General features: G+C 59.3%; 12 protein-coding genes. 4 read left to right on the top strand and 8 right to left on the bottom strand.

Annotated features, from left to right (window positions below; genetic code table 11):
* Both KO536_RS19695 and KO536_RS19690 read left to right on the top strand, forming a co-directional pair.
* Positions 1-478, top strand: a 478-nt coding sequence (locus tag KO536_RS19695; RefSeq protein WP_219262694.1) for a cation:dicarboxylate symporter family transporter, incomplete at its 5' end; no start/stop codon positions are given.
* A gap of 104 nt (positions 479-582) precedes the next feature.
* A complete protein-coding gene (locus KO536_RS19690) occupies positions 583-1,812 on the top strand; it encodes a nucleoside recognition domain-containing protein (RefSeq protein WP_133075112.1) in 1,230 nt (409 codons plus the stop codon).
* Positions 1,813-1,920: 108 nt separating this feature from the next.
* Here the strand turns inward: KO536_RS19690 and KO536_RS19685 are convergent, their stop codons facing one another.
* The 8 genes from KO536_RS19685 to KO536_RS19650 form a co-directional block, all read right to left on the bottom strand.
* Positions 1,921-2,562, bottom strand: coding sequence for a bifunctional 2-polyprenyl-6-hydroxyphenol methylase/3-demethylubiquinol 3-O-methyltransferase UbiG (locus KO536_RS19685; protein WP_219262693.1), 642 nt, complete (start codon positions 2,560-2,562; stop codon positions 1,921-1,923).
* Between the two features lie 40 nt (positions 2,563-2,602).
* Complete coding sequence (locus KO536_RS19680; RefSeq protein ID WP_019828117.1) at positions 2,603-3,247, bottom strand: methionine ABC transporter permease; 645 nt, start codon at positions 3,245-3,247, stop codon at positions 2,603-2,605.
* Positions 3,237-4,358 carry a methionine ABC transporter ATP-binding protein gene (locus KO536_RS19675; protein ID WP_219262692.1) on the bottom strand — a complete coding sequence of 374 codons (1,122 nt, stop codon included), beginning with the start codon at positions 4,356-4,358 and terminating at the stop codon, positions 3,237-3,239. Before KO536_RS19675 ends, KO536_RS19680 begins: the two co-directional genes overlap by 11 nt.
* A 2-nt stretch (positions 4,359-4,360) precedes the next feature.
* Positions 4,361-5,152 carry a MetQ/NlpA family ABC transporter substrate-binding protein gene (locus KO536_RS19670; protein ID WP_219262691.1) on the bottom strand — a complete coding sequence of 264 codons (792 nt, stop codon included), beginning with the start codon at positions 5,150-5,152 and terminating at the stop codon, positions 4,361-4,363.
* Positions 5,153-5,276: 124 nt separating this feature from the next.
* Entirely contained in the window at positions 5,277-6,641 is a 1,365-nt protein-coding gene (locus KO536_RS19665) for an LLM class flavin-dependent oxidoreductase (RefSeq protein ID WP_133075116.1), read from the bottom strand.
* Positions 6,641-7,837, bottom strand: a complete 1,197-nt coding sequence (locus KO536_RS19660) for an SfnB family sulfur acquisition oxidoreductase (RefSeq protein WP_219262690.1) — start codon at positions 7,835-7,837, stop codon at positions 6,641-6,643. The genes KO536_RS19665 and KO536_RS19660 overlap by 1 nt, the downstream gene beginning before the upstream one ends.
* Positions 7,838-7,851: 14 nt before the next feature.
* On the bottom strand, positions 7,852-9,093 hold the full coding sequence (locus tag KO536_RS19655; protein ID WP_219262689.1) for an SfnB family sulfur acquisition oxidoreductase: 1,242 nt from the start codon (positions 9,091-9,093) through the stop codon (positions 7,852-7,854).
* A 219-nt stretch (positions 9,094-9,312) separates the two neighbouring features.
* Positions 9,313-10,077, bottom strand: coding sequence for a hypothetical protein (locus KO536_RS19650; protein WP_219262688.1), 765 nt, complete (start codon positions 10,075-10,077; stop codon positions 9,313-9,315).
* Between the two features lie 562 nt (positions 10,078-10,639).
* Between KO536_RS19650 and KO536_RS19645 the strand changes: the two genes are divergently transcribed.
* Together KO536_RS19645 and KO536_RS19640 are read left to right on the top strand one after the other, a co-directional pair.
* A complete protein-coding gene (locus KO536_RS19645) occupies positions 10,640-11,572 on the top strand; it encodes an SdiA-regulated domain-containing protein (RefSeq protein ID WP_219262687.1) in 933 nt (310 codons plus the stop codon).
* Between the two features lie 101 nt (positions 11,573-11,673).
* Complete coding sequence (locus KO536_RS19640; RefSeq protein ID WP_133075120.1) at positions 11,674-12,582, top strand: SdiA-regulated domain-containing protein; 909 nt, start codon at positions 11,674-11,676, stop codon at positions 12,580-12,582.
* Positions 12,583-12,654: the final 72 nt, after the last annotated feature.

The raw sequence follows: 12,654 nt of genomic DNA, 5'->3' as shown, positions 1-12,654 counted from the left end.
CGTGCTGCCGCGCGTGATCGAGAAGATGGAAGCCTACGGCGCACCGAAAGCGATTTGCAGCTTTGTGGTACCGACCGGCTACTCGTTCAACCTTGACGGTTCGACCCTGTACCAGAGCATCGCGGCAATCTTTATCGCTCAGCTGTATGGCATCGACCTGTCGCTCAGCCAGCAACTGCTGCTGGTATTGACCCTGATGGTCACCTCCAAAGGCATCGCCGGTGTGCCGGGCGTGTCCTTCGTGGTGTTGCTGGCCACGCTGGGCAGCGTGGGTATCCCGCTGGAAGGCCTGGCCTTTATCGCCGGTGTTGACCGTGTGATGGACATGGCCCGTACGGCCCTGAACGTGATCGGTAACGCCCTGGCGGTACTGGTAATTTCCCGTTGGGAAGGCATGTACGACGACGCCAAGGGCGAGCGCTACTGGAACTCGCTGCCGCACTGGCGCAGCAAGGAAGCCCTGCCAAAAGGTGAGTAACCTCGCCTGGTAGTGCAACTCCCACAAACCCCGGCCCAGGCCGGGGTTTGTTGTTTCTGGGGGTAGGCCGCTATCATTCGCACCATCTTCCAGGAGTTTTCTTGATGCTCAACGGCCTATGGCTCAGCTTTTTCGTCGTCGCTACGGTGTCGGCGCTCGCCCAATGGTTGGTGGGGGGCAATGCGGGGATCTTCTCCGCGATCGTGGAAAGCATCTTCGCCATGGCCAAGTTGTCGGTCGAAGTGATGATTTTGCTCTTCGGCACACTGACGTTATGGCTGGGCTTTTTGCGTATTGCCGAAAAGGCCGGGATCGTCGACTGGCTGGGCAGGGCGCTGGGGCCGCTGTTCAAGCGCCTGATGCCGGAAGTCCCGCCCGGCCACCCGGCGCTGGGCTTTATTACCCTTAACTTTGCCGCCAACGGCCTGGGGCTGGACAACGCTGCCACTCCCATCGGCCTCAAAGCCATGCGCGCCCTGCAAGAACTCAACCCGAGCCCGACCAGTGCCAGCAATGCGCAAATCCTGTTTCTGGTGCTCAACGCCTCGTCCCTGACCCTGTTGCCGGTCACCATCTTTATGTATCGCGCCCAGCAAGGGGCTCCTGACCCGACGCTGGTGTTCCTGCCGATCCTGCTGGCGACCAGTGCCTCAACCCTGGTCGGGCTGCTATCGGTGGCCGTGGTGCAGCGTCTGCGCCTGTGGGACCCGGTGGTGCTGGCGTACCTGGTGCCTGGCGCGTTGATCCTGGGCGGCTTCATGGCGCTGCTGGCGACCCTGTCGGCCACGGCGCTGGCCAGCCTGTCCTCGATCCTGGGCAACCTCACCCTGTTTGGGCTGATCATGTTGTTTCTGGTGATTGGCGCCTTGCGCAAGGTCAAGGTTTACGAAGCGTTCGTTGAAGGGGCCAAGGAAGGCTTCGACGTGGCAAAAAACCTGCTGCCATATCTGGTGGCGATGCTGTGTGCAGTGGGGGTGTTGCGGGCATCCGGGGCCCTGGACTTTGGCCTGGACGGCATTCGTCATGTGGTCGAGTGGTTGGGTTGGGACACCCGTTTTGTCGACGCTTTGCCCACGGCGATGGTCAAGCCTTTCTCGGGCAGTGCTGCACGGGCGTTGCTGATCGAAACCATGCAGACCCAGGGTGTGGACAGCTTCCCGGCGCTGGTGGCGGCCACGGTGCAGGGCAGTACTGAAACCACCTTCTATGTACTGGCGGTGTACTTCGGTGCCGTGGGTATACAGCGAGCCCGGCATGCGGTGAGCTGCGCCTTGCTGGCTGAACTGGCGGGTGTCGTGGCCGCTATTTTGGTGTGCTACTGGTTCTTTGGCTAAGAGCACACCGTTTACAGCACTGTAGTCGCTGCCGAAGGCTGCGTTGAGGGTCGCGTGAAATTCAGAATAACGGGTTGCTCCGCAACCCTTCGCAGCCTTCGGCAGCGACTACAGGGCTTGTGCAGCGGGCTTGCGCCACACACTCACCAGCCACGGCTGCTGGTCACGGGGCAAGCCCGCCGGGCGATAGTAGTGTTCAAGTTCGGCAAAACCGGCTGCCATCAGCATCGCACGCCAGTTCTCCAGATCGTGATAAGCGCCATAACGTTCACCGTTCCAGCCTTCACGGTTGTCGCCGCGAGGGTTGGAACTGAGCAGTACGCCCCCGGGTTTCAAGGTAGCGTGCAGCTTGCCCAGTACCTGGCCCAGTTCCTGGGTCGGCACATGGAACAACGAGGCGTTGGCAAAAATGCCGTCGAAGCGCTCAGCGGGCAAATCAAGCTTGAGAAAGTCCTGGTGCCACACTTCGCAGCCGCTGTCCTCGCGGGCCATTTGAGTGAAACGCTCGGTGCCGTCCAGCCCGACCGCGACATGGCCCAGCCGGGTGAAGGTTTGCAGGTCGCGACCCGGACCACAGCCAAAATCCAGAATCGAAAACGGCGAACTGCCCTGGATATGCCGCAGCAGAGCGTTGATGTTCTGGCTCACGTCGTGGTCGCGGGTGCCTTCACGGAAGCCTTCGGCACTCTGTTGATAGTGGCCAAGTGTGATGGCAGCAATCTGTTCGAGGGTCTTTGGATCGAGGGTCATCGCAGGCTCAGTCGGCGTCAGTCAGGCCGCCGACTATACCTCAGCGTTTGTTCAGTGCCAGGGCCAGGCGGTCGCCGCCGAGCTGAATCACGGCCACTAAAATCACCAGCAATACGATCACGGTCAACATCACTTGCGAGTCGAAGCGCTGATAGCCGTAGCGGTATGCAATGTCACCCAACCCGCCTGCACCGATCGCGCCAGCCATTGCCGAAGAGTTGATCATGGTCACCAGGGTGATGGTAAAACCGCCGACGATACCGGGTAAGGCTTCGGGCAACAGCACATGCCAGATGATGTGATGACGCTTGCAGCCCATCGCCTGGGCGGCTTCGATTAATCCGTGATCAACTTCGCGCAGGCTGACTTCGGCAATCCGGGCAAAAAACGGTGTAGCCGCGATGGTCAGTGGTACGACTGCAGCCCAGACCCCGTAGGTAGTGCCTACAATCAGGCGGGTAAACGGGATCAGCGCCACCATCAAAATCAGAAAGGGAATTGAGCGAAACAGATTCACGAACGCCCCCAATGCCTTGTTCAGCGCCGGGGCTTCATAAATGCCACCCTTGCCGCTGGTGACCAGAATCACCGCCAGCGGAATACCCAGGATCAGCGCGATCAGCGAAGACACACCGACCATCAAGAAGGTGTCGATCACCCCCTGCCATAAACGATCAAATCCCATAACCCACCACCTCGACCTGTTGTGCCCATTGACCGGCGCGCTTGCGCAGTTCGTCCACGCCCAGGGACGTGCTGGTCACGCTGAGCAGCAGTTGGCCCAGGGCATGGCCCTGGATGTGCTCGACACCGCCGTGCAGCAGTCGCACCTGCCCACCCAGGGCGCTGAACAACGCGCCAAGATCCGGCTCTTGCGCCTGGTTGCCGGTGAAGCGCAGACGCAGGATCACGCTGGATTGCGAAGACAGCGGTTGCGCGCAAATACGCTTTTGCAGGGCTTCGGGCAGGGTGTCTTGCAGCGGCGCGAGCAGGGTTTTGCTGACATCGTGCTGCGGGTCGCCAAACACTTGCCACACCGGCCCTTGCTCCACCACCCGGCCTTGCTCAAGCACCACTACGCGGTGGCAAATATCCCGAATCACAGCCATTTCATGGGTGATGAGGATGATGGTCAGGCCCAGGCGCTGATTGATTTCGCGCAGTAAGCCCAGAATCGACTGCGTGGTTTCGGGGTCCAGCGCCGAGGTGGCTTCGTCGCAGAGCAGAATCGCCGGGTCGTGAACCAGCGCCCGGGCAATGCCGACACGCTGTTTCTGCCCGCCCGAGAGTTGCGCCGGGTAGGCCGTGTGCTTGCCTTGCAGGCCGACCAGCTCCAGCAGTTCGCGGACTTTCTGCTCGCGTTGCAGCTTGGGAACCCCCGCCACCTTGAGCGGCAGTTCGACGTTCTGCCACACGGTCTTGGCTGACATCAGGTTGAAGTGCTGGAAAATCATGCCGATCTTGCGCCGCAGCGCGACCAGTGTGTCTTCGTCAAAACCGGCGATATCCACCTGGTCAATCAGCACGCGTCCGCTGCTGGGGTGTTCGAGGCGGTTGATGGTACGAATCAGCGACGACTTGCCCGCGCCGCTGCGGCCAATAATGCCGAAAATTTCCCCCCGTTGAATCGCCAGGTCGATGCCTTTGAGGGCATCCACCGGGCCCTGGCGGCCCTCATAGGTTTTGCCGATACCGATAAAACGCACATGGGCGTGGCTCAGCTCGGGGTGCAGCTCGGTGTGGTTCGCGCTGGGCTGCGGCTGATCGAGCCGCTCGCGAGCAATGGCCACGCTCATGATCAGCCTCCCCAGCCGGGTTGGTACAGGTTGCCGTAGGTCTTATCCAGTTGGGCCTTGACCACGGGGGAGTGCTGATAAATGTCGATGAACTTGGCCAGGCGCGGGTCGTCCTTGTTTTTAGGCTGGATCACGAACTGAATCACGTACTCGGGGTGATCGATGCCGTCGAACAGCAACGCCGACTCGGCATCAAAGGTCTTGGCCAGGCGGATGTAGGCAGGGTAGCCCTGAACCAGATCGGCATCGTCGTAGGCACGCACCAGTTGCACGGCTTCAACCTGCAGGATTTTGACCTTCTTCGGGTTGGCGATGATGTCTTCTTCGGTGGCCTTGTAGCCGACGCCGGGCTTGAGGGTAATCAACCCGGCCTTGGCCAGCAGTTGCAGGCCGCGCCCGCTGTTGATCGGGTCGTTGGCGATGGCGACAGTGGCGCCTTCAGGCAAGGCGTCGAGGCTTTTGTATTTTTTCGAATACAGGCCCACGTTGTTGATGATGCCTTTGGCGTAAGGCGTCAGGTCAAACCCGGCAGCGGCCTTGGCGTTTTCCAGAAAGGGGATGTGCTGGAAGTAGTTCACGTCGATATCGCCGCTGGCCAGGCTGACGTTAGGTGCGATCCAGTCGGTGAACTCCACCAGTTCGACCTTGAGCCCTTGCTTGTCGGCCTCGGCCACTGCGGTTTCCAGCGGGATGGCGAAAGCGGCGGTGGTGCCGACCTTGAGGGGCTTGTCGGCTGCGTGGATGAGGCCGCTAAACAGCCCGAGGGCCAGAACCAGTGCGTGTTTTTTGTTCATGGTGTTTTCTCAGTCAAATAGTCGGAATTCGAACCCTGTAGTCGCTGCCGAAGGCTGCGAAGGGTTGCTCCGCAACCCGTTTTCTCGAAATCCCCGCAGGCCTGATCGCAGCCTGCGGCAGCGACTACAGGTCTTGATATCTGTAAGCCGCGCCGGTATGGCGTTGTGGCAAGTGCGCATCCCCGTCGACAAACAGCTTTTGCCGCAGGCTGCCGGTGTCATAAGCGGTTTTATAGGAGCCCCTGCGTTGCAGTTCGGGGACCACCAGGTCGATAAAATCGACGTAGCTTTCAGGGGTGACGATGCGGGTCAGGTTGAAGCCATCGAGGCCGGTTTCTGCGATCCACGACTCCAGTTCATCAGCCACGTGTTCCGGCGAACCCACCAGGGTGATGTAGCGCCCGCCCAGTGCGTGCTGTTCGAGCAACTTGCGCCGGGTCCAGTCGTTGTTTTGCAGCACTTTGGTCGCCGACTGGATCGCGTTGCTCTTCACGTACTGGATCGGCTCGTCCAGCTCATAGTCGGCAAAGTCGATGCCCGTGGAGCTGGAAAAGTGCGCCACTCCCGCTTCGGCGCTGGCATAGCGCAAGTACTCGTCACGCTTTGCCTGCGCCTGTGCCTCGGTCGGTGCAACGATCACATTGAGGCCCATGAACAATTTGATGTCGTCAGGGTTGCGACCCGCCGCCACGGCGCTGGCGCGAACCTTGTCGACCTGGGCTTTGGTGGCGGCCTTGGTCTGGCCACTGATAAACACGCACTCGGCATGGCGCCCGGCAAATACCAGCCCGCGATCCGAGCTGCCCGCCTGAAACAGGACCGGGGTGCGCTGGGGCGACGGCTCGCAGAGGTGATACCCCTCCACCTGATAGAACTCACCGTCGTGTTTGACCTTGTGAACCTTGTCGGGCCGGGCGTAGATGCGCTGCACCGGGTCATTGATCACGGCGTCGTTTTCCCAGCTGCCTTCCCAGAGCTTGTAAAGCACTTGCAGGTACTCATCGGCCTGATCGTAGCGACGGTCGTGCTCGACTTGCTCGGTCAGGCCCATGGCCTTGGCAGCGCTGTCGAGGTAGCCAGTGACAATATTCCAGCCGACGCGGCCGCGGGTCAGGTGATCCAGAGTCGACATGCGGCGCGCGAATAAATACGGGGTTTCGTAGGTCAGGTTGGCGGTCAGGCCAAAGCCGAGGTTTTTGGTGACGGCAGCCATCGCCGAAACCAGCAGCAGCGGGTCGTTGACCGGCAACTGGATCGCCTCTTTGAGGGGGACATCAACCGACTGTTGATAAACGTCGTACACGCCCACGATGTCAGCGATGAACAGCCCGTCAAACAGTCCTCGTTCCAATAGCTGAGCCAGCTCTGTCCAGTACTCCAGGGTGTTGAAGGTGGTCGAGTTGTCCCGTGGGTGCGTCCACAGCCCGTGATTGATATGGCCAATGCAGTTCATGTTGAAGGCATTGATCAGGATCTTCTTTTTACTCATCAAATGGTCCCCCGCAGTGGCGGGTTGGCATCGTTGAGGTAGTAGTTGCCCACGGCGTGGTACTTCCAGCGCACCGGGTCATGCAGCGTATGGACCCGGGCATTGCGCCAGTGGCGGTCGAGACCGTGTTCGGCCAGGGTGGCCTGGCTGCCCGCCAGTTCGAACAGAGTGCTGCCCGCGGCCAGGGAAATTTCAGTGCTCAGGGCTCGCGCCTCAGCGATGGCTATCGAGGCGGCTGCCACGGTGCTGGCGCTGGTGTCGGTCTGGGCGCTGTCGAGGAATTCCCCGGCCCGCTCCAGCAGGGCCTCGGCAGCATGCAGGCGTACACTCAAGTGGCCGAAGCTTTTCAGGGTCAGGGGGTCTTCGCTGGCGATATCGGTGGTGGCGTCGATCCAGGGCCGGGTTTTGGTACGCACAAAATTCAGGGCGTCTTCAAAGGCGGCGCGGGCAATACCGGTGTCGATGGCCGCGTGCAGAATCTGCGCCAGCGGGCCAACCGGGGTCGGACGCTCGAAGGCGCTTTGAAACGGGATCACGTCCTGAGCGGCGACCGATACGTTGTCGAATACCACCGAGCCGCTGCCCGTGGTGCGCTGGCCAAAGCCGCTCCAGTCGTCGATCACGCTCAGGCCGTCGCTGTCGCGGTGGACAAATGCCAGGTGCTGGATACCGTTATCGTCCACCACCGAGGTAGGAATCCGCTGCGCATACAGTGCGCCGGTGGCGTAGAACTTGCGGCCGGTGATGCGATAGCCGTGTTCGGCCTTGGCCAGGTGGGTGGTGCGATCGTGTGCAGTCTTGGTGCCGATTTCGGCCAGGGCATTGCCGAAGCGTTGCCCGGCCAGCACTTCGGCATACAGCCGCTGCTTTTGCTCGTGAGTGCCATTGACCCGAAGAACTTCAAGGGCATAAAAGTGATTCTGCGGGATTTGCCCCAGCGAGGCATCGGCCGCAGCGATCAACGCGATAACCTGGGCCAGGGTGACATTGGACACACCGGCACCGCCGTAGGCCTTGGGCACGGTGATGCCCCACAGGCCGGTGTGGGAAAACAGTTCCAGCTCATCAAAAGGCAGGTGTCGCTCACGATCGCGCAGAGCGCTGTCGCGTTTGAAATGCGCCGCCAGCTCACGGGCTACGCTCAGGGCCTCGGCATCGCTGTGGATAACCGGGACCTGTTTGGATATCAGTGACATGGGTGTCTCCAGGGTCAGATCCAGGAATGCCGGGCAGGCAAGGTGCCGTTGAGGCGGTAAGCGCCAATGGCGTGGTACTTCCAGCGCACCGGGTCGTGCAGGGTATGCACCCGGGCGTTGCGCCAGTGGCGGTCGAGGTTGAATTCGGCAAGGGTGGCGCGGCTGCCGGCGAGTTCGAAGAGCTTTTCGCTGGCCAGCAACGACAGCTCGGTGGTCAACACTTTGGCCTCGGCCACGGCAATGGATGCGCGGGCAGCGGCGGGGGCGTCAATCGCGGCGGCGCTGACTTCGTCCAGCACGCGACCGGCTTTGCGCAGCAGGGCCTCGGCGGCGTGCAACTCAATGTGCAGCTTGCCGATGTCGGCGATCACGTAAGGGTCATCGCTGTTGCGTTCGACCTTGGCGTCGATCCACGGGCGTGAGCGTTCGCGCACAAAACTGATGGTGTCGGCGATGGCGCCCCGGGCAATGCCCAGATCGATGGCCGCCTGGATCAACTGCGACACCGCGCCTTGAATATTGGGCGCATCGTTGAGGCGCGAACTGTCGACCACCAGTTCGGCTTCAACTCGAACATTGTTGAGCAGTACGGTGCCGCTGGCGGTGGTGCGCTGACCAAATCCGGACCAGTCATCGACAACGCGCAAGCCCGGTGTGCCGCGACGTACAAAGGCCATGACCGGCTTGCCGTGATCGTTGATTGCCTTGACCGCAATCCAGTGGGCGAACAGGGCCCCGGTGGAATAAAACTTCTGACCGTTGATGACGAAATCGTCGCCATCGGCGGTGATCCGGGCCTTCAGGTCGAGGGTGTTTTTGCTGCCGCGTTCCGGACCTGCATTGCCGATGCGCCAGCCTTGCAGCACGCTGGCGAACAGTTGTTCTTTTTGCGCCTGGGTGGCCGTGGCAGCGATCAGGCTGAGAATGCCGACCTGATTCTGCGGGATCTGCCCCAGCGCCGGATCGGCAGCCGAGATAATCGCGAACACTTCGGCCAGGGTCACGAATGACACCTTGGGCCCGCCAAACTCGCGACCAATGGAGATACTTCCCAGGCCACTACGGGTAAAGGCTTCTATATGCGACCACGGCAGCTTGCGTTGCTGGTCGCGTTTGCCCGCGTGTTCCCGTGCGCTGGCAGCCAGCGCTCGGGCGGCTTCAAGGGCTTCGTTGTCGGTGCGCAGAACCTGCGCTGCCAGCAACAGAGGCGCGACATCCTGGTCGCTTTGCAGGTGTGCATTGGCCAGATTGGACATTAGTACCGCTCCTTGGCTGCACTCAATGCCCTGGCGTTATGCACAAGGGTGATTGTTTTACGGACCATACCTACCTCACGTTTCATGGGAGCGCCGCTTGAGCGGCGCGGATAAAAGCAGAGAGTCCGGTGGTCCGGTCTATATACCCTAATCGAGTATAAAAATTAAAAGAACTAACTTTTAGGAATATGAATAGATGATTCCATTGCGTCCCCGGCCCTAGCTACGCCAGTTGGGGTGTGTCTCTGCCGCGTGCAGTGCCTCCCGTGGTGTGGGCTTTAGATAGCGTTTTGCAGCGCCTACCTTGAGTATTCGTGCGGGCGCCCAGCGCGAATTGTTGCCTGCACGGTCGATCACGCAGTAGGTGACTTCCAGTTTGGAGTCTTCGCCGGCTTCCTGAATGATGTGTGGGGGGACGAACACGCCCACAGGCTTGTCGATATCCACCTGGCGCAGTTTGGGCAGGTCCAGGCGTACGTCGCCCCACAGCAGGGTGATCGCGTCTTCGCAGGCCATGTTGCGGTAGGGCTCGATGGTCACGGGTACGCCGCGTCTCATCTGGCTGGAGTTAACCCCGTAACGCTGGATAGGCTCGGGAATGATGAGTGGGGCGAGGCCCTGATTTTCATCGCCGACGGCTTCCCCGCCCGGGCAGTCAAGTTTGACAAATACCTTGAGCTGGGCAGAAAGAGCAGGGGTACTGCCGATATGCATCACACGGTAATAAAGACGTGCCGAGCCACTTTGAATGAAACTTTCAGGCACTCTTAACAGCACAGGATGGCCAATGTCAGTGTTTAGAATTTTCTGCGAGGTTACATAACAGCCGTCCCAAAACAACTCGATGAGGTCCCCTTCCTCCATGTTTTTATAAGGCGTTATGGTGATAAGCAAATGTTCGGCGGCCCGTGCGCATATCGTGTTTTTTTCAGGGTTGGAAAGTGCAGGAGGCGCAAGTTTGTTTATGCATGAGGTAAAGGGCATATATAAAAGATTCCTTTCTGGCTGGTCAGTGGGCGACAGGCGTCGCACAGGCGAGTTCCGGGCCTGGTGCCGTGTGATGCAGGGCCTGTGATGAATGTGGAGTGGTGGGCTGGTGTTAGCTGCACAGTAGGCGATCGATATATAACTACTTCAGTAAGTCAGCCGAGCCGGTTGTTTTATTAGATAAGAGCCTGGGAGTATGAGTGTCAAGGGAGAATGGAGTGCGTTTGAATGTCTTTGGGTTATTCGGAAATCTCCTACTGGTAGAGCGTGCAGGTAATGAAAGGCAAGTGCTAGTTGTTCGGTATTAGTGTCTGTGTGGTACTAAAAGTTATAGAGAGTCAGGTCCGAGAATGGTGGGCGTCTATTTTTATAGCTGTGAAGTGACCCGCGCTGTCGATCAATGGCACTCGTTCAATCAGCAAGGACCAGTGCCATCAAGTTTTTTGGCATTTTTACTATTAATTTCACACGCCTTTTGCATAATCATTGCGCGCGAGGCAGTCGGTTTGCCCGCTTTGTGATGTCCAGCATCAGCCAAATCTCATGGAAGCCCACTCAAATGGCAACAGACCCTCAGTTGATTCCGCCTCTCCCCAAGTCCTCTCGCTTGCGCATGCGCTGGTATTACTGGTTATTGCTGCTTGGCGCATTGCTCTATGGATTGGCGTCGATCATGCATTGGGATGACCGCGGTGCATTGTGGGTGCTGGAGCGGTTTGAAAGCCCGTCTGAGCAGAACGAAAGTGTGTGGCTGCCTGACTACACGGCGGTGATTGATGCCAAGGTGCTGCCGGGGATGGAAAAGGACGAAGCATCAGATCTGGCTTATAACCCGCTGAGCAAAACGCTGTTTTCGGTGATGGGCAAGAATCCGTTCCTGGTGGAACTGACCCTTGATGGCGATGTGCTGCGTAAAATTCCGCTGGTGGGCTGGAGCAACCCCGAAGGCCTGACGGTGATGGAAAACGGTCTGCTGGCCATTGTTGACGAGCGTGAGCACATGCTGAGCATCGTTAATATCGATGCCGACACCAAAACCTTGAACATTGCCGACTTCCCCAAGTACGACCTGGGCCCGTCGAAAAACCAGAACAAGGCGTTTGAAGCCATTGCCTGGGATCCACGCCGCCAGCAGCTGTTGCTGGGTGAGGAGCGTCCACCGCAGTTGTTTGTATGGAAAAGCGATGGCGGCCAGGTACTCACCGGCAGCAAGCAAAAAGTACCCAGCGATGAACTGGATCTGCGCAATCTGTCTGCCCTGAGCATTGACCCGCGCACGGGGCACACACTGGTGCTGTCGGCTGATTCGCACATGCTCCTTGAACTTGATGAGCTGGGCGAGCAAGTCAGTTTCATGACCTTGCTCGGCGGTTTCAACGGTCTCAAGAACACCATTCCCCGGGCCGAAGGGGTCGCGATCGATGAGCACGGTACGCTCTACATGGTGAGCGAGCCGAACCTGTTTTATCGTTTCGAGAAAAAGGCCAGGTAACCAGCCGTCTTGCGCGCCAGACACGTTGTGTATTGAGGGTTAAGGTTGAGTTCAGGCAGTGGTGGTATTTCTCCTGCCTGATTTTTTAGAGTTCGACCTCAATGCGCCGTGTCAGCCGTCCTTTTGCTCTTGTTCTGGGTGTAATGCTCGTGGCTCTTGTGGCCGCCGGATTCGCCGCGCAACACTTTCGAATCTTTGAACGAGCCTGGTTTCAGGCCAGCCAGCTGTGGCAACCCGCCGATCCGGCTGCGATCAATCTGGGCGAGTACCGCGCCGTGCTGCAAGGCAAGGTGATCGAGGGACTTGAGGACGATGTGTCGGCCCTGACCTACGATCCGCTGCGCAAAAGCCTGTTCACCGTCACCAATAAAAAAGCCGAGCTGGTCGAGCTGTCCCTCGATGGTCGTCTCTTGCGGCGCATCGCGCTGGTCGGGTTTGGCGACGCCGAGGCCGTTGAGTTTATTGGCGAGAACACTTACGTCATCACCGATGAGCGTCAACAGCGGCTGATCAAGGTAAGGATCGATGACAGCACCCAGGTGCTGGATGCCAAAGATGCGGAGCAATTGACGCTGGGGATCAACCGGTTGGGCAACAAGGGCTTTGAAGGCCTGGCCTATGACTCTGTGGGCAAGCGCCTGTTTGTGGCAAAGGAGCGCGACCCGATGTTGATTTATGAGGTGCGCGGCTTTCCTCAGGCCAATGCGCAGCAACCTTACGCCACCCATGTGGTGACCAACCCGCGACGTGATGCGCGATTGTTTGTGCGGGATTTGTCGAGCTTGCAGTTTGACGAACGCACCGGGCACTTGCTGGCGCTGTCGGATGAGTCCAGGTTGTTGCTGGAGCTGGACCTGGAGGGGCGCCCGATCAGTGTGTTGTCGCTGAAAAAGGGCCGTCATGGCCTGAAAAAATCAGTACCGCAGGCAGAAGGTGTGGCCATGGACGAAGACGGGACGGTGTACGTGGTGAGTGAGCCGAATTTGTTTTACGTGTTCAAAAAAACCTGATTTGTAGTCGCTGCCGCAGGCTGCGATGGGTTTGGTGCGCCACTGCGACGCAGCGACCCTGCTTAAAAGCGA

Source organism: Pseudomonas sp. NKUCC02_KPG (genome assembly GCF_019345465.1).
GTDB lineage: Bacteria > Pseudomonadota > Gammaproteobacteria > Pseudomonadales > Pseudomonadaceae > Aquipseudomonas.
Note: the sequence above shows the minus strand (reverse complement) of the source record. Positions and strands in the feature narration are given on the sequence as shown.